We start from the raw sequence: 21,099 nt of genomic DNA, 5'->3' as shown, positions 1-21,099 counted from the left end.
AACGGTCCGCCAGACCGTTAAAGACAGTCTTCCACTCGATTTCGCCCGCGTAAACGGTCTGCCAGACCGTTAGAGACGGCCCATCCGCTCAATTTTTCTCGCCCCTCTTATCTCTAACAGTTCCTCCAAAATCAGAAGTGTTCGGGTTGACGGTTTTCACTAACTCAACCCGCTTATTTTAGTTCACATTGTATTTTGAATACTTTCGTTTATGTTATATTAACTTACGTTTCTACTATCGATATTCTCGCTTTTGGTTTGTTATTTTACGAGCGTAATGAGACTGCGAACTATACTATGCATAATCAGGGGGGAGAGAACGTTGAATTTATTTGAGAAGCGTCCGATTAAGCTTCAACTGCTGGTTGTTTTTGTTATGTTTTTGCTTGTGACGGTCCTCGTAATGGCTTTGACCTTTAACCAGTCGAAGAAGATGCTTTACGAGAAAAACCGCGAATATTCCGCCGAGCTGTTGGACAAGGTTACGCAATATATTCAATCTCAGTTAGACAATATCGATAGTGTGGTCAAAAATACGATCTATAACCCGGAGATCCATCTGTATCTGCAAACGGAAGACGTGCTGGAAAAGATGGACTTTTTTCGCAAGGTAGATTCCCATGTCGCTCTAGTCACCCAAGTGCAGAATGGCATAAATAGCATGACTGTCATTGGCGATAATGGAAGCAACTTTAACTATATGTCGGATCCGTACAAGAGACAGGCGGTTATGAAAACGATTGATGAAATCTCGCAGATGAATAACAGTCAGTCCAAGCTGTATTACGCCGGCTTCAGAACGATCGTCGCGAACGGGAGCGAGCAGAATTTCTTTATGCTGGGAGCGGAAATTCGCAATGTCGTTCCAGTCAAACATCTCGGGTATATGGTTGCTATTCTGGATCTGGACGCCTTGTTTCCCCAATTCGATACGATGCTTGAAAACGGTTTTGGGAATTTCTATGTGCTCGACCGGAACGGAATTGTCAGTGCCGGAAACGATAGCGCGATGCTTGGAAAAAGGCTGGACCTTACCGAATGGAACAGCGACGGACGATATGTCGTCCAGTCGGCGGATGTGCCGGAGATCCAGGGCAAAGTGGTCAATATCTATTCGAAGTACGATTTGCAGCGCGGTTTGGAGAAGGTCTGGAAGACATATTTATGGATATTCGCACTGGTTGTTCCATTCATGCTGTTCGTCTTATGGGTGATCAACCGCAATCTGATCGACCCGATCCGCACATTCATGCGCTTCATTCAAATCAGACAAGTCAAAAATATTTACTATCATCAAATGCGATTGCAAATGACCGGTTACTACGAGATTACGGTAATGGCTGACAAATTTAACGAAATGCTTGACGAAATCGGCAATTTAACGAATGAGGTCGTTGCCTCGAAGACCCGTATAATGTCGCTTGGACTGATGAAGAAGCAGGCGGAGCTTGCCTATTTGAAGCAGCAGGTAAATCCGCATTTTCTGTACAATATGCTGGAATCGTTTAAGGGGATGGCTAGCGAGACCGGAGCGACCGACTTGCTGGACCACATTACTGCCTTGGGTCGAATGCTGAGATACAGTATCAAAGGCCACGAAGAGGTGACATTCGAACAGGAGCTGGATATCGCAAAATCCTACATCCAGCTGCAGTTGTTCCGATTCGACGACCGATTCGAAGCTCGGATCGATGTCGAGGAATCGATTCTCTCTTGCCGCGTCATCAAGATGATTTTGCAGCCGATTCTGGAGAATGCGATTACGCATGGCTTGGAGAACCGGATAGATAAAGGGCACCTGCATCTTGAAGGCCGAATGAAGCCGGATGGCGATATCGTGATTCGGGTAAGGGACGACGGAGTCGGCATGAGCGAGGAGAAGCTTGCATCCATCCGCATGGACCTTGCCGCGGGAGACGAGTTTCTTGAGAGGGACCGGAATAAGGAGCATCTCGGAATTGTCAACGTGCACAACAGACTGCGGACGATGTACGGAGACGAGTACGGGCTCGGCATTAAGAGTGCCCCGGGTTTAGGAACGGAAGTCAGCATACACATTCCAGGACAAAGAGGTGTTCCTCATGTATAAGGTGATGTTGATCGATGACGAGAAATGGGTGGTCAAAAGCCTGAATAATATGATCAATTGGCAAGCGCACGGTTTTCATATCGTGGACACAGCCTTTAACGGTATCGAGGGATACGAGAAAATTGCGCAGCATTCGCCGGATCTTGTATTTACCGACATCCGCATGCCAGGCATGGATGGATTGGAATTGATAAGAAGGTGCGTAGAACGGGGTGATCGTGCGGATTTTATCATAGCGACGGGCTACAAGGATTTTGATTACGCGAAGAAGGCGATCCAATATGGGGCAATTAACTATTGCCTTAAGCCGTTTGAAAAGGCGGAGATCAAAGAGGCGCTGGACAAGTTCAGCGAGAGACAGCTGGCTAAGAAGGCGATCCAACGAACGGAAGCTGCGGATTTCCCTACGCTTCTGCATTCCGCCCGGGAGCCGAAATCTAACGATACGACATACGGCAAAATGATTGCGTATATTGACGAACATTTCCATGAGGACTTGTCGCTTCAGAGCGTTGCCGACGAGCTTAACCTGAATATAAGCTATGTGAGTCAACTGTTCCGCAAGGCGGGCAACGATACGTTCCTGCAATACTTGACCAGTAAGCGAATCGCGTATGCGTGCGGGCTTCTTCGAGATACGTCGCTTTCGGTACAGGAGGTTGCGTACGAAGCGGGGTACATCAATTATTTCCATTTTGCTCGAGTATTCAAGAAAATAACAGGTTTCTCTGCTACGGAATATCGCGAGGATCATCTAAAAAAATGATATAAAACAGCTAATGTATAGCGATATGAAAGCTAGCACGGATTCGATAAGCTTTTAATTGTAAGCGCTATACTTAAAACTTGCTGGGGGGATACAGTTGAAAGCGTTATGGAAAATGGGGTTGTCTGTCGTTATCGTTCTAAGCCTTGTTGCGTTAGCTGCGTGTGAGTCCGGTTCCAAATCCGGCTCTTCTCCGTCAACATCGACGCAAAGCGCCGGCCAAGGAGAATCGGGGAATGAGGCTGTAAAAGAGGAATATGTCATTAAGGTCCTGACCCAATCGGCCATCAAACAGAAAAGAAGCGATGAAACCGAAATCGGCCAAATCATTAAGGACAAGTTCAATCTTGTATTCGAATTTGTCCAAACTCCGGGGAATATGGTGGACAAGCTGAATTTGATGTTGGCTGGCGGGGATTACCCGGAAATCGTCGCCATATCGGACAACGTCACATTCGACAAATATGCCAGAGCGGGCGCATTGCGGCCTCTGGACGATTTCGTGAAGAGCGCGCCCGAATTCGCGAAAAGATACGAGGTACAAATTCCGTTATGGAAATTGGCAGGACCCGACGGGAAGCTGTACAAATGGGAAGGCGGCGTACCTCAGAACTTCGAGAACCTGGTAGAAGTCAACGATGTCGGCGTACGAATCGATGCGCTCAAGCAACAGGGCTGGCCGAATCTGGTTTCGACTGACGATTATATCCGTTTTTTGAAGCAAGCGCTGAAGGATAATCCGACGACGAACGGACAGAAAACGATTGGTATGGTTGTGCCTTTCGGCGAGCCGTGGGGAATTCAGGGCGTTTCCGGAATTATGTACGAGAAGGGCGGAAGATATTTCGCTGCGGCGGGCAATCTCGGGGTCGTGTGGAATGACGCGGAGCAGAATTTCGAGGATTATATGCTGAACGAATATGTCAAAGAAGGCCTGCAATTCTTTAACGATTTGTATCGCGAGGGCATTCTGGATAAAGATTCATTCACGGATAAAGCGGATCAAGTACAAGAAAAGTTGAACAGCGGCAGAGCTTTATCGACATGGTATTACGTATGGGGGCTAGGGGATTCCAATCAAGGACTCATTAAAGCCGGTCATCCGGAAATGCAATACATCAATATGCCGGTTCGCAGCATGACGCAGGTGGAACGGAACGAGAAACGGTTAATTCGCGTGGAAGACAGCAGACCGAACGCCATTTATGCGATTACCAAGAATGCCAAGCACCCCGAGCGCATTGAGGAATTGCTTGCTTGGGCGGCTACGGAGGAAGGGAAGCTGCTGCTGCAGTCGGGTATCGAAGGCAAGCATTATACGATTCAGGATAGCAAACGCGTCCCTACGGAAGCTTACCTCAGTGCGTTGAAAGATTCGGAAAAGTATAACGCAATCGGGTTCGGGCTGTTTGATTTCCTTGGCAATGTGGCTACGAATGCTCCGGATGGCAGTCCTTACAGCATGAATCAGAATTCGGAAATCCGGGATGATCTGACGCTGACGCCCGAGGCGAAGGATGCTTTTCATCAACTAGGCTGGGCGAGCTCGAAAGATTACTTCCTGAAAACCGGAGTGTCGGCTCATACCGGCGTGATTTCGACAATCTCGCTCGACACCACTTCGGAGATCGGCGCTTTGCAGCAGAAAATGGTCGATTTCCGCGTGAAAAACTCCGCGAAGCTGATAGTTGAACCGAAAACGGATGAGCAATTCGAAGCGTTGTATCAATCCATCGTCGCCGAATATATGAAGCTTAAGCCGAATGAAGTCGTGGACGAATACAACAGGCTTTATCAGGATAAGGCCAGTCAATTGGATCAGCATAAATAAGGAAGCCGCTGAAAGGGAAATAGAGGATCCGGGCGAAGCGTTCGACCCTCTATTTCCGCTCAACGGATAGAGAGGGACGTTTCATGGGAAACACAATTGTACCTGCAAGGGGACGTAAAGTGATGGCAACGTTCGTCAAGCAACGGTATCTGTTCCTGATGCTGCTGCCGGCGTTTGTATTGGTTTTCCTCTTCTCCTATATCCCTTTGTCAGGGTGGATCATCGCTTTTGTCAACTACCGGCCGGGGAGCGACTATTCTTCGTTGCAATGGATGGGACTGCAGCAATTTACGAATTTCTTTGCGAAGAGCAGCGACTACATCTACTTGCTGCGCAACACGCTGGCTATGAATATCGGATCGCTGATCACGAACTTGGTGACCGCGTTTATATTCGCCTTGTTAATGAATGAAATCCGAATAAGGTTTTTCGGAAAGCTGATTCAGACCATTACCTTTTTTCCCTTCTTTATCTCCTGGGTCATTATCTACTCGTTCTCCAGCGCGCTGTTCGCAACTTCGGCCGGCGCCATTAACGAGACGCTTGTCGGATGGGGGATCGTTGAAGAGGGATTCAATTTTCTGGGGGATCCGAAGTACGCCTGGGTGTTCATGATCGCACTAGGTGCATGGAAGTATCTTGGATATAACAGCGTTATTTTTATTTCTTCCATCGCGTCTATATCGAATGAGTACTACGAAGCGGCGCAAATAGACGGAGCGAACCGTTTTCAACGGGTGTGGTACATTACGATTCCGGGTATGATCCCGACCTTAATCGTCTTGCTCATATTGAACAGCGGCTGGATTTTGAATTCAAATTTCGAGCAGTTCTATTTATTTACGAATCCGACCAACTGGGAGAAGATGGAGGTTCTCGATATTTATATTTACAAGTACGGCCTCCAGCTGCTGAATTTCCCCTATGCGACAGCAGTCGGCATTATGAAGACATTTGTCAGTCTCATCCTCATTGTCGCAGTGAATGCCATTTCGAAAAAAGCGACGGATAAGGCAATCTTCTAACAAGGCAGGCAAACGAGATGAAAGAACGATCTTTAAGCGGTACTGCGTTCGATATATCCAATCAGTTGTTTATGTTGATCATCCTTGCGGTTATGATCATCCCGTTCATTTACATCTTCAGCTACTCCCTAAGCAGCCCCAATATGCTGAAGGGGGGGCTCGTATTATGGCCGGAGGGATTCACGTTTGACTCGTTCAAACGGGCATTCGAGTATCCCGCCGTATTAAACGGGGCATTCATTTCGATCGCACGAAGCGTGCTAGGGCCGGCAATTATGTTATTTATTACCTCGATGGCCGCATACGTCGTGTCCCGGCCCGATCTGCTCGGCGTTAAGTTTTTCCGCAGGTATTTTATTTTCACCTTATATTTCTCAAGCGGCATTATCCCCATGTATTTATTGATGGGCTTTCTCCATTTGAAAGGAACGTTTCTGATCTATGTAATACCTGGCGCCATCTCGGTATTTAATATGGTGCTCATCAAAACCTATATCGAGGCTTTGCCGAAGGAACTATCCGAGGCTGCGGTTGTAGACGGGGCGAACGATATCAAGCTGTTTTTCAGGGTCATTTTCCCCATTTGCACCCCTGTATTTGCCGCGGTTGTCCTGTTCGATTGCGTCAATCAATGGAACTCGTTCATGGACGTGCAAATCTACAATACGATGTATCCGCAGCTGCATTCCCTGCAATATGTGCTATATAACATGCTGAATCAATTTTCGACGATTGAGCAGCTGCAGGAGGCAGGGAATAGACAGAGGGGTTCGATCACGCCGCAAACGTTTAAAATGGCGATCACTGTGATTACCATCTTGCCGATCGCCTGTGTATATCCTTTTTTGCAGAAGTATTTTATTAAGGGATTGTTGATTGGTTCCATCAAGGGCTAGCCGGAAAAAATTGGAGGGACACATTCTCATGATTGAGATTACGAGTTGGAATCAGAATGCGATAAGGTTCATTGACCCGCCCCAGTTTACGTGGCAGCCGGTAAAAGGCGCGGCAGCTTATGAGATTCAGTTTGCTGCTGCTGACAATCATGCCGTAAAGAACGTCACGAAGGAATCTACTTTTGATTTTTCAACTTATTGGAATCAGTTTCCCTTAGGCGAAGTCTATTGGGTAGTCATTGCCAAAGACACGAATGGAAAAGTATTTGAACAGTCCAAAATGCAGAGGTTTACCAAGGTGCCGGATTTCGACGGGGAGATCGAAGTTCCGGAGAACTGGGAAGAGAGTGCGTTGCGCAATACGACATGGCTGCTCGCGTTTTCAAATCCGGAAGAAGAACTGCCTCTCCTGATGCGCAGCAGCGCAGTTACGCTCTATGAAAGCACTATTGATTATAGAACCGAGGGGAGCCAGCATGAGATCGTGTATCCGGCGCTCCATTACCCCAGTTACATTTTTTTGTTTCTGGAAGTATCAAGGCGCCTTCCCGATACGGTGTTGGGGGCAAGGGCACATCAGCTTGCCCTCTTCATCGGGGATTGGTTGATCTCCCACACACTGAACTCCGACTGGAAATGCTCCCGATTTCCAATCTCGGCTTGGATTACCGGGGATATATCGGAAGAACATATACCTGAACGTGGCTGTACGACTGTATTCAGAGCTGCCAGAGTAGGGGAAGCGATGCTGTCGCTCTATCATAGCAGCGGCGATGCGCGTTACCTTGACTACGCCGAACATTTGGCCGATACGTTGGCCGGCATGCAGAATGAGGACGGGAGCTGGCCCTACCGGGTGAATCCGGAAACGGGCGATGTCGTTGAAGAATATACGTCATCCGGCATACTGATTGCTAAATTTCTGGATGGAATGCAGCAAGTCGGACATCGCGATTCATACCAATCTGCCATTAACAAAGCGATTCGCTGGACGTTGGATCACCCCGTTAGAACAAACCGGTGGCAAGGCATGTACGAAGATGTGAAAGAACAGCCGCCATACAGCAATTTGGAAAATTGGGACGCATGCGAAATGATCCGCTTCCTTTGCAAATACGCGGATGAAATTCCCTCTGCAATCGATATTGCCGAAAGCATTAATCGCTTTGTTGAAGACCAATTTGTTATTTTCGGCCCTCATGTGAATCATTTGGCTTGCCAAACGGTTTATCCCACTGTCATGGAGCAATACATCTTCTATTTCCCTATGGAAGTGCATACCGGGAATTGGCTTATGTCGCTTATTTCCTTGCACCAGGCAACCAAGAAAGAAATTTATAAAATCAAGTCGCTGCGTGCGGCTAATGCCATTACGCGCATGCAGCATGCTGAGGGCAGGTATTCAACTTCAGGGGTGGATTGGCGGTTTGGAACGCATTTGGATCCATCTTTTGCAGATTGGTATGGTTGCAATGCAATTGCCGCCTTATCGCTGCTTAAATGTCAGGATTACTTTAAAACCCTTTAACTTCTGCCAGGCGACAAAGCTGCAGCGCAACAGAACTAGAAGAAACGCAAACATCTCAGTAGGAGGTTATAAGCCACTATGAAGAGAAAATTGCTAATCGTACCATTAGTCACGAGCATGCTGCTTAATTTATGGACAAACACTCCAGTGGCCAGTGCGTCGGAAGTCGTATCGAAGAGCCAAATGAACCAGCAGTATCCCGCTACCGATCTTGTACCCGGAACCCTATATAACAACAAAAACCCTTACAATAGTTGGTCGTACCAATTTGTCGGGAAGGATTCGTTTTCGCCGGGTCAATACACGAACATGGATAGCTTTTATTATGACGATTATGACAACAACTGGACTTATTCTCATCAAATCACCCCGGCGGGTGGCGGTTCGCAGCAAGGGCCCAATTGGACCTACGGCCGGATCAGCAATGTAAAAATCAGTCCTTCGGACGATTACGATGCGGTCTATTCTTATGCAGTTTCCGAGACTGGCGTTTATTCGCTCGGTTCCGACGACAAGCTGTTCTTACGCGCGGCGGTTGACGGATATGTGAATGTTGCAGTGTATCAAAATGATCAGCGGATCTGGCCCGCATACAGCAAGTGGAAAAGGGTTGAGGTGACGGCAAGCAGCAACGAGGCCATCCCTATGCCGGAAATCACGACGGCGGCTAAAGCCGGCGACCAATTCTATTTCCGCGTGAACGCGGGCGATAATCCATCCAACGATAACCTGGAGTGGCGTCCATATGTAAGTTTGATGTCGGAGACGTATACGGTAGAAGCCGACCTGAGCGAGCAAGCGAAGCAGTTGCCTCACACCTCCGTTTCTCAAGATGCAATGATAAGTTTGGCTAGCAACGATGCCGAATTGAGCAAGGGTTGGATGTACGAAAGCTATTCCTATGGAGCCAAAAGCTTTACGAAGCTCGATCAAGTGGACGGTCAATGGCTTTATACCGGCCAGAGTCTATGGGGGTCAAGCAACGGCGCGATCAACAGCGCAAACATGGCCGTGCATCCCGGCGAGAATGGCGCAGCTGTATATGCCTACACTATGCCTCGTAACGGCACGGTTAGCATCGCAACGAAGAACGATGCCATAACGGTCGAATCGGGTGCGAATGTAGCCCTATTTAAAGGAAACGTTAAAATCTGGCCTACGGGCGAAGGCTGGCATTCCGTGGATAACAACGATACCTCAATTGCATTCGACAATTTGACGGTATCTGGCTTCGTGGGCGATCAGATTCGCTTTGTGGTTGCCAAGAGCGACACGCAGCCCATTCAGCCGGTTTGGATTGACCCGATGATTGACTACATCGATTTCAATTATGTCGCAAGTCTCGATCTCGAGAGGAATATCCCTTCGACCAATCTCGTCTATAATTTCAAAGCGCAGTACTTGAATACAAATAATCCTTCAGGCCAATGGGAGTATATGTATGTGCCTTTCGGGAGCGAAAGGGCTGTTAGAATGCCCCATAACGATGGTGAAAACTGGAGAATGAACGGAAGCTACAGCGCCGGTCTCATTCGCCAAAATGGGATGTTGGCGGGAGCGGAGAACGATACTTTGATTGCGTTTAAGGCGCCTTATACAGGTACGATTCAGATTGCGCTAGAAAACGGAACCGTAAGCTTGGCAGATTCCAACGGAAACGCAGATGCGGGCGACGGCGTTAAATTCGGCATTTTCTTAAGCAGTACCGGCAGCTTGATAGAAAATCTGTATCCGGGCCATACGGAGGATATAAATGTGATGCAGGATATCGCCAATGGCGAGACGAAGAGCATCGCTCCGATTTCCGTGAATGTCAGGAAGAATGAATACATTTGGTTTCGTCTCAATCTTGGCGGGACGCAGAACTGGCATGACTCCGTCGCGCTAAATCCGATCATTACCTATAACAACTTTGACCCGAGCGACCCTGGAGTCACGGATGAACCGCTTATTCCTACAGTTGTCGGCAGTACGCTTCAGGAAGGGGAATATCCTTTGGCAGCGCGAGACTACGGAGATACACCGGCTATTGAGGAATCTTCAAGCGCGATAGCCAGCCGTCTGAAAAATGGTCTTGCGGACGAGGGGGCGATCTATCGTTCCAGCGATAATGATTCATTGGGCTTTTATGGTAACGGCAGCGAATCGCTCCTCGTCAATGGCAACAATGCCAAAATTGAAACTTCGACCATTGGCGATGTTGTGGTTGAACCGTGGAACGACAGACGTTTCTCTGTCTTTATACAAGGCTATAAAGAAGTTGTCTTGGAGGACCTGACGATCCATGTGCGCGGAGGCGCGCCGGAAGCGGTAATCAATACGTGGAATGTCGAGAAATTGACTCTGAAAAATGTTGAAATCCATGTAGACGCCGGCGCAGGCCGAAATGGCGGAGCTATGCCGATCGTAAGGGTGGATAATGGCGAGGCAATCACCGATCTTGTACTGGACAAGGTCAGAATTGTAATGGACGGTCAAGAATCAACAGGCGTGGACACCTTCCAAACGGTCAACGCTACCGTTATGAATAGTTACATTCAGGGCGGCAAGCACGCCGTGAACGATAACAGCTTAAACGGGGCATATATCGGCAACAACGTATTTGTAGATCAGGATAATACCGCAATTAACGTAAACACGAGCTACACGAGTATTCAGAACAATTCCATTAATGGAAAATCCGGGATCAGGGTTCAGCCCGGCAGGCAGAATGTATTGATTGGTCTAAACAAGATCGTCGCCGATGGCAGTGCAATTACAGTTAATGGCGCTCGGAACGTTGTCTCCGTTCGGAACGAGGCTCAGGGCGACATCGAGTATCAGAATGGCAGCGGCAATGCCAGCATTATTGAAAATCAACTGGATATCGGTTTAATTAAACTGAACGACACTGCATATGCGCTTGTTAACGGCAACGAGGGCGCAGTCTCCGTGGATGCGGGGACGGCAACCAACGCCTACGGAAATAATATTTTGGATTATTCCGTTCGCGCGGCGAGCGGCGCCAATCTGGATTTGCTTCCTAAAATCGACAAGGAGCTATTTGTCGGTATGCCGCGCAGAGAGACATTTAACTGGAAAGGTCGACAGGTGACCCTCAAGAAGGCTTTGTCCGATTCGGTTGGGACGCAACAAACGGTTTTGATTCCTCCAGGCGCATATGCCACTAACGAAATCGCCTTCGATCAGCTTAGCGGCACGAGCATTTACGCTTACGGGGCGTTGGCGGAATTCGAGCGGTATACTGTTCCGGGGATTACAATGAACAATAGTTCCCATATTACGATTAAGGGTCTTGTCATGGACTCTCAAAATAACGCCAATGCGCAAGGAACAATCGTTGCTGTGAATGGCAAAGCGATTACGGTTATTGCCGATCCGGGCTTCTTGCCCGATTTCACCGATCCGGCATACTACCCGGAAAGCGCAGGATTAACCTTGCTCAAGCCCGACGCAAACGGCAACTTCGCGACCCCGTTCGCTGACGGCGGATTGGGCAATCGCACATACGACCCTAACACGAGATTGAACACCTTTACCGTAAGCGGCGCAGCTAGCGATCATCTGGAGGTCGGCAATAAAATCGTGATGCGCGGCATTACGGCAAATGTGAACAAATTGATGTACAGCAGCGATATTCGCTATGAAGACGTCAGCGTCCTGAACGGCAGCGGATTTGGCTTCAGCGAATACGGTGGAGACAAGGCGACGACTCTGTGGCGCGTAGCGGCAACTCCTGCGGCCGCTCCGTTATTGACAGAGGGAACGGCCGATTTCTTCAAAAACTACAATCATTCTACGCCCACGATTAACGCTATCGTACAAGGTTTGGTAGAATCCGATGCCATGGGGCGGGATCGAGGGTCGAAGCCTCTGATTTCTACCGCTGACGCGACTCACTCTACGAACAAGCGTGAAGGTATGCGCGTGTACCACTCCCTGTTCGAGAACATGACGGACGATGCGACGAATGTCAACGGCGAATTTGGAAAAGTGGTCAGTGTGACAGGGAATACGGTTGTTTATACCAAAGGAGATAACTTCTATACCGGTCTCAATGCCCCTTTCCGGGTTGGCGATCATGTGCTCGTCTTTACTCGTCAGGGCAAGCTATTGGCAGACACGTTAGCTACCTCGGCCACCCGATCCTTGGGCAACGACCAATACGAATTTACCATTGAAGGAACATTTGCCCTTGAGGCCGGAACGCTGGTCGAGAACGAGTCTGCAAACGGCGGAGGGTTTGTATTTGACAACAATTATATAGACAATAACCGTTCCCGCGGTCTGCTCGTTAAGGCTTTTGATGGGAAAATCGCACATAACACTTTAAAGAACAACGGGATGAGCGCTATTCTGGTCAAATCCGAAATCGAGGATGGATGGAGCGAAAGCGGACCGGTATGGAACCTATTAATCGAGAATAACCTGATCGAGAATAGCGGGTTTTACACAGGCTCCGTCCTGCACAGTCCCATTAACATCTCGGGCGATGGGCAGATGACCAGCGACCCGCAATATTTGCTGCACAAGCATATTACGATCCGGAACAATGTCATCCGGAATCGGAACACCATGTACGCCATCAATGTCAACGGTGCGCAGGATGTAACGATCGAGGGCAATGTTTTCGAACCGCGCAAGGGGTACACGGACAGCAACGATGACGCTCCGGCGATTTATTTGAACGGCGTCAACGGCGTAGTCGTGTCGGACAATAACTATCCCTCGGCAGTCACGCAAAAGTTGGAGGCGACGGTTATCTCCAAGAACATAACCGGAACCGATGTGAACGGGGTGTTGTCGGATTACTTGGAGGCTAACATCTCGCCGGTATTCGTGGACGATCAATGGAAAATGAAGCTTGTACTCGTCAACACTTCCGCCGATCCGGTGTCTGCTCGCATTCTCATAGAATCGGCTACTGCTAATTTTATAGACGGTAGTCTAATATATGAAGCGAAGTTTATCCCGGCGGGGCAGACGGTAAGCTTCTACTATGACATCTTAACCTTACCGTCGGATATGATTCCTGCGCAGTCATCGGGCAATGTCAACCTTGTCATCCAAATCGAAGATACCGATGTATCGGGCAAGTTGAGCGGCAAAGCTTTTTTCAATACGACACCGAAAGCTGCGCCAACCCTCGGAGCCGCCGACAGCGTCTGGCAGCTGGCGGACAAGCTTGTCAGAACGTCCAATGAGCCCGATAACTTATCGATGACGGTCCAAACGTTATGGGACGAAAACTACTTTTATTTGTTAGCGGATGTGATCGACGATGTTCATCTTCAAGAGATGCAGACAGGCGAAATGTGGATGCAGGACAGCGTCCAGTTCGCGATAGATCCCGGACGCGATGCCGGCTACGGGGCGGCAGGGAAAATTGAATTTACGTTTGCTCTGACGAATAACGGAACAGCGCCTAAAGCCTATATCCACTCCAACACGATCGTTGGCACGCCGTTACTGCTGCAGGAAATTGCCGCTGAAGAGATAGGATTGCGCATTGTACGCAATGACGAGACCAAGCATACCGTTTATTTCGCGGCTCTGCCATGGACAATAATAGGAGCGAATGGCGTTGCCCCGCTTGCAAACGCCAACGTGGGAATCAATGTGGCTGCCAACGACAGCGACGACATCGGACGCAGCTTTATCGAGCTGTATGGGGGCATCGTCAGTACGAAGAGTGCCGAAGCGATGGGGGCTACCAAACTTTTGGGGGAATCCGTTTCTATTTATCCTATTGAGGTAGAATCATCGCCGGGAGGTCGATCATCAGCCCATACCTCGCGCGCTGCAACTGGCGAATTGGTGCTTCTGCATGCAAAGGCAGACCCGGGTTATGTCTTCAAAGGCTGGCAGCTTGTGGCGGGCGAAGCGGTACTGAAGAGCGCGGATAATCCCTCGACGAGCTTCGTCATGCCAGCGGGCAATGTGGCCGTTCGTGCCAAGTTTCTGCCGATCGGTTCTGGCGGGAGCGGGGGTGCGGCTACGAATCTTCCTGGATCCGACATCGATGAAGGAGCTCCGGAAGTCGTTATTCGAAATGGGATTGCACATATCAAAATAACAGTTAAACAGATAGAGCAGCTCATTGCCCGTTCCGCGCCGAATGATCGGGAGGTTGTCATCCGACCTCGGATAACGGAAGCTGCCGATGCGACGGAAGTCGTTTTTCCCGGAGAAGCCGTCGATCAGCTTGTCAACAATGCCGTCTCCAGGCTGCTCATCGATTTGCCGCAGGGAACCGTAATCTTGACAGCCGGTAATCTGAAGGAGCTTGCAGCCATGAAGAGCGAGCTTACGGTTTCCATCGGCATACAGCCGGTTGGCCGCTACTCGTTCAAGATCAAGTCGGGAGACAAAGTACTGAATCATCTCGGTAGCGACATCAAGATTGCCGTGGACGCCAAGGAGGCGTTGTCCGCCGAAAGCGTTCCGGTGCTAGCCGATGGCCATATCGTCAGCAAGTCGGCTGTCATCGGGAAACAATGGATCATGGCTTTGAAAGGATCGTCTGATTTCCAACTCATGGAGAAGCGACACGGCTTCCAAGATGTCGTTAACCGTTGGTCCATGGAAAGCATCGGATTTGCAGCGGCCCGAGGACTCTTCACGGGGACATCCGGCAACACGTTCAGCCCGACCGCTCCTGTGACGCGGGGGATGCTGGTTACGATTCTGCATCGGTTGGACGGCGAGCCTGTGCCTGCGGGGAAGCCGCAATTCGGTGATGTTGCAGACGGCAAGTGGTATAGCCAAGCAGTTGCCTGGGCGGCGGAAAATCGGCTGGTTACCGGGACAAGCGACGCTACGTTTAACCCGGAGGGCATGGCGACCCGAGAACAGTTTTGCGTCATTCTCTACAATTATTTGCACAATCGGATTGGCGAACAAGCTGCAGCGAATACCATCGGAGAGTTTGCCGATCATGGCGATATTTCGACTTGGGCTGTGCCAGCGGTTACCTGGGCTACGTCCAACGGACTCCTTAGCGGAACTTCCGGTAAGCTTCTGGAGCCGAAGGAATGGATTACGCGCGAGCAAGCTGCAACGATTATGGAGCGATTGGTCAAACTGATACTTTCGTAATACTTAATGGAGGCTTAACAATGGTTAATAGAGTAAGAATGGCAGTCGTGGGCGGACAACGGGGAGGCGCTTTCGGCAACGTGCTCGCAAGTATGGCCGATGCGATCGAACTGGTGGCGGTATGCGATCTTAATCCGCTCGTTCTGGCCCACTGGCAGAGCAAATATCCGGGCATTGCGACGTTCGACAGCTACGAGAAGCTGCTTGACAGCCCGATGGTCGATGCGGTGTTCCTCGCGACGCCGATGTTGATTCATGCTCGTCAGGCGATTCAGGCTCTGCGCGCGGGTAAACATGTATTGAGCGAAGTGATAGCCGCGCATACGATCGAAGACGGGTGGGAGCTGATCGAGACGGTCGAACAAACCGGATTAACATATATGCTGGCGGAAAACTACATCTTTACACGTGAGAATATGATGGTGCAGCAGCTCGCGCACGCCGGAGAATTCGGGGAAATCACATATGCGGAGTGCGGGTACATTCATGATTGTCGAAGTATTTTCCACCATGACGATGGCCGTTTGACATGGCGGGGAGAGTATATTCGGGACTATAATGGAGCGCCGTACCCGACGCATTCACTCGGACCGGTCGTCAAATGGCTCGGTCTGGGAGAGGAAGGCGGAGACGACTTCGAGGAACTGGTGAGCTTGAGCTCTAACAGCAGAGCGTCGGTCGACTATTTCTGCGAGCGGTTCGGTGTAGAGCATCCGGGTGCGCAGGCGGGATTCTGGCAGCAGGGGGATACGTCCAGTACACTGATCCGTACTAAGCGAGGCGTCCTTATCTCGCTGCGTGTTGACCTGCAATCGTCGCGTCCGCACAATATGGTTCATTACGGCCTGCAAGGCACGAAGGGAGCCTACATGGGGCCGCGATTCGATGGCGAGTCCCCGGTAATCTGGCTCGAGAATGAATCTGCCGAAGACAAGGGCGAAGCGGAATGGAAGTCGCTGTGGGCCTGTGCGCCGAAGTGGGAGCATCCACACTGGCAACAATGGTCAGACGAGGCGATGGCTGCGGGCCACGGCGGCGGCGATTTGTTCGTCATGAAGGAATTCGTAGCGGCTGTCCAGGGACACCGGAAGCCTGTCGTCGACGTGTACGATGCGGTGATGTGGAGCTCTGTGTTTCCGCTATCCATGAAGTCGGTCGCGGCGGGGGGAGCGCCCGTTCGTTTCGTCGATTACCGGCAAAATCGATTAAAAACCTCAATCAAATAAATAACGATTGAAGGAAATATGAGGGTTCTGGCGTTCATTAACAGTGTAAGGTTAATCGAGGTTAGGTTAGCCCGCTGCAAAGAAGATGTATATCATAATGGCGGCACTAGGGAGAGGCCAAATCCCTTGCCGCCATTTTGCATGGTTATAATCCTCCCAATCATTAGAATTATGAGAATCACCAAAGTGAGGAACTTTTCTGCTGGAAATTCTGTCTAATTACTGGAAGTATTAAAAAGGATTGGAGAGTGAGTTTGTTGAAAATTAATGCTCCAAAGGGCACGGTGGCGAAGCTTCGCTGGTCGATTTTATTCGCTGCCGGACTAGCCCTAGCCTTATCCGTGCCGGCACTTGCCGCGCCAAAGCCTGATATGAAGCCGCCTACCGTTATCGCTTACGATTATCACAGCGTTGCTCAAACCTCGGATGGATTGATCTGGTATTGGGGAGGAGTAGCGGACGTCATTAAAGGCAAGCCTACTCCCCGAGATAACACTCCCGAGCATATGAAGAATTTAAAGGATGTAGCTGAAATTCAAGCGTTCCGAGATAATCATATCATTTTGAAAAAAGATGGTACGGTGTGGGAGTGGGGCCCAAGCTGGAAGGTAAACTCGGTGCAAATTTTTGAGGGTACTACCGAATTTCCAGAACCGAAACGGATCGAGGAATTGTCCAATATTGTAAAAATTGCGGGCGGCGAAGTTTATTCCGCCATCGACAAGGACGGTGCTGTATGGGTGTGGCATCCATTGGTGAATTACAACGGGTACCACAAACTTGAAAATATTAATGACGCTACAGATATTTCATGGGACGGCAAAGCCGGAGTTCATATCCTTAGGGAAGACGGAACGGTATGGAAATGGACGGCTTATGGCGAAGATATCAAGTTTGTCTTAGCGGATAAGCAGTTCAGAACTCATAAGTTTACCGAAAATAATAGCTATGCCGTTCGTAATATTGAGATGAATCCGAGTTATTCCGCTATTAAGATTGAGGGCTTGAAAAATGTCGTGGCCTTATCGAAAGGTCAGGGGAAGCAAAATTTTGCTATTGCGAAAGACGGAACAGTCTGGGGCTGGGGAAAGAACTTCAGAGGTAATTTGGGACTGCCGGAAGAAACGGAAATCATAGATCAACCTGTAAAGATTACCGGGTTATCCGATGTTTCTTCGATTGCTACAAATGGGTTATCCACGCTAATTCTGAAAAAGGATGGCTCTCTCATGGTCTTGGGAAACAATATAGGCGACTATCCTGTAGAGTTTAAGAAGGGGCATGAAATAAGACGTATTGTGGGAATAGAGAAGGTTATCTCAGTCTCCTTGGGAGATCAGCATGCCGTAGCGATTACGGAAGACGGTAATCTATGGGCGTGGGGAAAAAATAATGCCGGACAGCTAGGAGATGCGAGCTTTAAGGACAGCTTGACTCCGATTCTTGTTAAGAAAATGCAATGAGGGGATAGCTTTCTATCATAGAAAGGACAACCGACGACAGGAGGTTAGAAGGTTCCCTTTCCGATAGATTCATATACCCAAAGGCGCTTCCGATACTCGGAGCGCTTTTTGCGTTGTCCTTCTAAATAAAATTCTGTTTGTCGTACGAATGCCACCTATAAATAGAAAGGTTATTCCGACTGCCCTTACTATGGTCGGTCGTTGCCAGGCGAGGGGGAGAGAAAAATGTGAGCATTTCCTACAAAGGCCGAACTCATGGCCAATTGATGTCGCAGATCCCGGAGGTGATGAAGCTGCAGGTAACTGTTAACGATTTTAGGCGAGCAGTCGATGGGGCGCTGGAGGAGGCGTTTCCGGAGGTTGCAATCGAGAGCGAGGAGATAAACCAGCCGAGCCTTCCCTATTTTCTGGTCAAGCTGGCTGAATCGTCACATACGCAGGAGCTCGATCGGCGTTATCGCTGGACGCTTCCATTCGTCATTCAGTACTCTGACCCTGAGCGAAGACTCAACGAAATGCATACGATCGCCGAGCGGCTGATGACGTCTTTGAATCAAATTCATGCGGGAGGCCGTTCGGTACGAGGAATTGGAATGAAGTTCAAGGCAGAAGGCGAGGCTCTTCTTTTCTACGTTACTTATCAGCTTTTCGTCTGGATGCCTCCTGCAGAAGCATCTATGATGCAGAAGCTAGAACAGAATGGAGGAGTTCACCCATGAATAAGCAGGCAGCAATGTCCGGTGCTCAGCCGGTCAAGCACAGCAAGGAAGCCCTTCTTGCATCGAAGCATTTTACGGCAGTAGAGAAGGATATGATGAGAGGTTTGCTTCGCGACGATGAGACTTATACCGTCAAAGAAGCGGTCAATATCTTCGAAAAAAACCTAAAACGGGAGGCACAATAAACTATGGCAAGTGGAACATGGACCACTCAAAACAAAGTAAGACCGGGCGTGTACGTCAATATCAAAAGCGCTCCGAAAGCTCTAGGGTCGGTAGGAGAAAGAGGTGTGGTGTCGATTCCTCTCGTGCTTTCTTGGGGAGAGCCTAAGAGCGTGATTACAATCGAGGCCGGAGAGAACACACTGCACAAGCTCGGATACCCGATCACGGATGAATCGCTATTGCTGATCGGCGAAGCGCTGAAACGTGCCGGCAAGTTGCTGGTATATCGCGTCAATACGGGCACGAAAGCAGCAGCAACCAGCGGCAGCCTAACGGTGACGGCCAGATGGGCTGGGATTCGCGGGAACGATCTGGCGGTGGCCGTCGCGGAGAATGTCGATGACGAAAACCTGTTTGACGTAAAAACGCTGTTGAAAGGAGTTCTGGTAGATTCTCAGACGGTCTCAACGATCTCCGGACTGGTTCCCAATGAATGGGTTACGTTCGGAGGCACGGGCGAACTAGCCGCCGCGGCTGGCGTCCCCCTTGTCGGAGGTTCGAATGACACGGCGGCTCTTCAGGATTATCTCGATTATCTTGAGGCGATTGAACTGCAGGATTTCAACACGATTGCACTGCCTTCGACGGATACTGCGCTTAAAGCGGCTTTTGCTTCCTTTGTTAAGCGGTTGAGAGACGAAGATGGCAAGAAAATTCAGGTCGTGTTGGAGAACTATCCGTCCGCTGATTACGAAGGGGTTATCAGCGTCAAAAACGGGGTCATTCTGGATGACGGTACTGTGCTTTCCGCTGCGCAGGTTACGGGTTGGGTAGCCGCCGCAACGGCAGGAGCCGATGTCAATGAGTCGCTAACCTACACAGCCTATGATGGAGCTGTGGATGCTTCCCCCAGATACACGAACAGCCAGATTATTGCGGCTTTACAAGCTGGAGAGTTCTTGTTTACGGTGAACAACGGACGGGCGGTCGTCGAACAGGATATTAACTCCCTCACCTCATTTGCTCCTGAGAAGGGTAAGGCGTTTTCCAAAAACCGCGTAATTCGCGTATTGGATTCTGCGAGCAATGATCTTGTTCGCATTTTCTCCAATTTCTATCTCGGCAAGGTGCCGAATAACGCCGACGGACGCAATTTGCTTAAAGGCGAATGCGTCAACTACTTGGCTACGCTTCAAAACATCAACGCGATCCAGAACTTCAACAGCCAAACTGACATTGCCGTTTCGGCAGGCGCAGAGGCAGATGTAACAGTAATCGATCTGGCTGTTCAGCCAGTGGATAGCATTGAAAAAATCTACACGACCATTACGGTTCAGTAAGGAGAGATTCCAATGGCATTTTTCAGAGAAAGCGATGCGATCAGCGGTAAACAGGCCAGGGCCTTTGTTTCGTTTGGTGAACGCAGGGAAGAATTGTTCTACGCCAAAAATATCGAGGCAACTATTGAAAAGAATAAGGTAGATGTCCCCATTCTCGGGCGTACGAATACGCCGCAGCGCTCTGCCGGCTGGAAAGGGAGCGGGACGCTCACGGTCTATTACGTCACTTCTATTTTCCGCCAACTGATGTGGGAATATATTAAAACGGGCAAAGACTTCTGGTTCGAGCTGCAGATCACCAACGAGGATCCGACATCGGGAGCCGGTAAACAGACGGCTAGACTGCTTCACTGCAACCTTGATAGCATTATCGCCGCCAAGTTCGATGCTTCCTCGGATGATATGTTGGAAGAGGAGCTTCCGTTTACTTTCAGCGATTACGAGCTACCGGATTTATTTAGCGAGCTTAATTAGGAGGAGAACCAAGATGAGTCTGCAGGCTTTTTTCGCACAAAACGTGCAACTGGAAACGATTGAGGAATTTACCGTCTCCGACCGATTCAAAGATGACAATGGAGCCCCGATCTCTTGGAAGCTTCGCACGCTTTCGGAGGAAGAAAATGAGGAGATCCGCAAAGCCTCCACCCAGTACGTAAAAGGAAGAGGCGGCCAGCGTCTTCCGGAGACCAAGCCGGAGGTTTATATGGCGAAAATTGCCGCAGCCTGCGTGGTATACCCCGATCTGAAGAATGCCGAACTGCAAAATTCCTATAACGTACACGGAGCCGAAACTCTGCTCAAGAAGATGCTACTTGCTGGAGAGTACGCGGCTCTTCTCGGCAAGGTGCAAGAGCTTAACGGCTTCGACCGCGATATGGAAGAGTTAGTGGAAGAGGTAAAAAACTAATCGAGGAGGGCGATGGGGAGGCGAATATCGCCTACTACGCCCTCCA

At 49.5% G+C, this 21,099-nt stretch carries 14 protein-coding genes; all 14 read left to right on the top strand.

The features are described from left to right. Positions 1-322 precede the first annotated feature (322 nt). The 14 genes from DFP98_RS22675 (at position 323) to DFP98_RS22610 (ending at position 21,053) form a co-directional block, all read left to right on the top strand. Positions 323-2,089, top strand: coding sequence for a sensor histidine kinase (locus DFP98_RS22675; RefSeq protein ID WP_181917872.1), 1,767 nt, complete (start codon positions 323-325; stop codon positions 2,087-2,089). Further along, a complete protein-coding gene (locus tag DFP98_RS22670) occupies positions 2,082-2,855 on the top strand; it encodes a response regulator transcription factor (protein ID WP_116062887.1) in 774 nt (257 codons plus the stop codon). The genes DFP98_RS22675 and DFP98_RS22670 overlap by 8 nt, the downstream gene beginning before the upstream one ends. A 97-nt stretch (positions 2,856-2,952) precedes the next feature. Next, positions 2,953-4,686: an extracellular solute-binding protein gene (locus DFP98_RS22665; RefSeq protein ID WP_116062886.1), complete on the top strand. Its 1,734-nt coding sequence runs from the start codon at positions 2,953-2,955 to the stop codon at positions 4,684-4,686. Between the two features lie 83 nt (positions 4,687-4,769). Continuing rightward, positions 4,770-5,711, top strand: coding sequence for an ABC transporter permease subunit (locus DFP98_RS22660; RefSeq protein ID WP_116062885.1), 942 nt, complete (start codon positions 4,770-4,772; stop codon positions 5,709-5,711). A 17-nt stretch (positions 5,712-5,728) separates the two neighbouring features. After that, entirely contained in the window at positions 5,729-6,607 is an 879-nt protein-coding gene (locus tag DFP98_RS22655; RefSeq protein ID WP_116062884.1) for a carbohydrate ABC transporter permease, read from the top strand. Between the two features lie 28 nt (positions 6,608-6,635). After that, complete coding sequence (locus DFP98_RS22650; protein WP_116062883.1) at positions 6,636-8,135, top strand: glycoside hydrolase family protein; 1,500 nt, start codon at positions 6,636-6,638, stop codon at positions 8,133-8,135. Between the two features lie 78 nt (positions 8,136-8,213). After that, entirely contained in the window at positions 8,214-15,233 is a 7,020-nt protein-coding gene (locus tag DFP98_RS22645; protein WP_116062882.1) for an S-layer homology domain-containing protein, read from the top strand. Positions 15,234-15,253: 20 nt separating this feature from the next. Beyond that, positions 15,254-16,459, top strand: coding sequence for a Gfo/Idh/MocA family protein (locus DFP98_RS22640; RefSeq protein WP_181917871.1), 1,206 nt, complete (start codon positions 15,254-15,256; stop codon positions 16,457-16,459). Between the two features lie 257 nt (positions 16,460-16,716). Continuing rightward, positions 16,717-17,922: an RCC1 domain-containing protein gene (locus tag DFP98_RS22635; protein ID WP_116062880.1), complete on the top strand. Its 1,206-nt coding sequence runs from the start codon at positions 16,717-16,719 to the stop codon at positions 17,920-17,922. Between the two features lie 227 nt (positions 17,923-18,149). Further along, on the top strand, positions 18,150-18,641 hold the full coding sequence (locus tag DFP98_RS22630) for a phage tail terminator family protein (protein ID WP_116062879.1): 492 nt from the start codon (positions 18,150-18,152) through the stop codon (positions 18,639-18,641). Continuing rightward, positions 18,638-18,826, top strand: a complete 189-nt coding sequence (locus tag DFP98_RS22625) for a hypothetical protein (RefSeq protein WP_116062878.1) — start codon at positions 18,638-18,640, stop codon at positions 18,824-18,826. Before DFP98_RS22630 ends, DFP98_RS22625 begins: the two co-directional genes overlap by 4 nt. A 3-nt stretch (positions 18,827-18,829) precedes the next feature. Beyond that, positions 18,830-20,146, top strand: coding sequence for a phage tail sheath family protein (locus tag DFP98_RS22620; RefSeq protein ID WP_116062877.1), 1,317 nt, complete (start codon positions 18,830-18,832; stop codon positions 20,144-20,146). A gap of 12 nt (positions 20,147-20,158) precedes the next feature. After that, positions 20,159-20,620 (top strand): phage tail tube protein, encoded by a 462-nt coding sequence (locus DFP98_RS22615; protein WP_116062876.1) that lies wholly within the window; start codon positions 20,159-20,161, stop codon positions 20,618-20,620. Between the two features lie 13 nt (positions 20,621-20,633). Further along, a complete protein-coding gene (locus DFP98_RS22610) occupies positions 20,634-21,053 on the top strand; it encodes a phage tail assembly chaperone (protein WP_116062875.1) in 420 nt (139 codons plus the stop codon). Positions 21,054-21,099: the final 46 nt, after the last annotated feature.

Source organism: Cohnella phaseoli (assembly GCF_003386235.1).
Taxonomy (GTDB): Bacteria; Bacillota; Bacilli; order Paenibacillales; family Paenibacillaceae; genus Cohnella; species Cohnella phaseoli.
This window is presented reverse-complemented; position numbering and strand designations above follow the sequence as displayed.

Excerpts from the sequence above, each read along its gene's own strand:
- DFP98_RS22655 (WP_116062884.1), top strand. The coding sequence starts at position 5,729 with ATGAAAGAACGATCTTTAAGCGGTACTGCGTTCGATATATCCAATCAG.
- DFP98_RS22660 (WP_116062885.1), top strand. The coding sequence starts at position 4,770 with ATGGGAAACACAATTGTACCTGCAAGGGGACGTAAAGTGATGGCAACG.
- DFP98_RS22610 (WP_116062875.1), top strand. The coding sequence starts at position 20,634 with ATGAGTCTGCAGGCTTTTTTCGCACAAAACGTGCAACTGGAAACGATT.
- DFP98_RS22620 (WP_116062877.1), top strand. The coding sequence starts at position 18,830 with ATGGCAAGTGGAACATGGACCACTCAAAACAAAGTAAGACCGGGCGTG.
- DFP98_RS22640 (WP_181917871.1), top strand. The coding sequence starts at position 15,254 with ATGGTTAATAGAGTAAGAATGGCAGTCGTGGGCGGACAACGGGGAGGC.
- DFP98_RS22645 (WP_116062882.1), top strand. The coding sequence starts at position 8,214 with ATGAAGAGAAAATTGCTAATCGTACCATTAGTCACGAGCATGCTGCTT.
- DFP98_RS22615 (WP_116062876.1), top strand. The coding sequence starts at position 20,159 with ATGGCATTTTTCAGAGAAAGCGATGCGATCAGCGGTAAACAGGCCAGG.
- DFP98_RS22670 (WP_116062887.1), top strand. The coding sequence starts at position 2,082 with ATGTATAAGGTGATGTTGATCGATGACGAGAAATGGGTGGTCAAAAGC.
- DFP98_RS22650 (WP_116062883.1), top strand. The coding sequence starts at position 6,636 with ATGATTGAGATTACGAGTTGGAATCAGAATGCGATAAGGTTCATTGAC.
- DFP98_RS22625 (WP_116062878.1), top strand. The coding sequence starts at position 18,638 with ATGAATAAGCAGGCAGCAATGTCCGGTGCTCAGCCGGTCAAGCACAGC.